Annotated in this window: 1 protein-coding gene; it reads right to left on the reverse strand. The window is 40.7% G+C overall.

The genetic code is table 11. The features are described 5' to 3' along the window. Window positions 1-117: 117 nt before the first annotated feature. On the reverse strand, window positions 118-494 hold a 377-nt coding region (locus CSH92_RS17175; protein ID WP_205662201.1), incomplete at its 5' end, for a hypothetical protein.

A 494-nucleotide genomic window follows, 5' to 3' on the forward strand; every position in this document is an offset into this window, starting at 1 on the left:
CTAACACCCCAATAAGGGGCAGTTACTTGCCCGCGAAAATAGCGACAGCGCGGGCGAGTAACTGTCCCAGCGAACAGAGTGAGCGAGCTTGATCGGTTTGTTATACGTCATGCTAATTTAATCCTCTATACGTTCCGTACCAATAACATTGGGGTATGGAACAAAACCAAAGCGTTTTTTGCAGTATGCAAAGTGAATCATGACTACGCAAAGTAACAGAACAAATACGATCCAATGATTTGGTTGAAGTAAAATTATCAAAAATGCTAGAAGGGAGAGTCCAATAGTTGATTTTTTAAACCATTTCTCATGTCCTTCTGATTCGAAAGTAAGCCTCTTGCTGCCTCCTCGAAAGAACAATTCTTGTATATTTGATTTGCAAGAGGGACATAAAAAGCCGCGTTTAATTCCTTCGTCATAAGCATCAATAGCTTCTCGACAAGGGAAGACAAAACTACATTCGCTGCAACGATATTTCATAGTGACGTATAACG

The organism is Neoalteromonas flava (assembly GCF_002807685.1).
Taxonomy (GTDB): Bacteria; Pseudomonadota; Gammaproteobacteria; order Enterobacterales; family Alteromonadaceae; genus Alteromonas_E; species Alteromonas_E flava.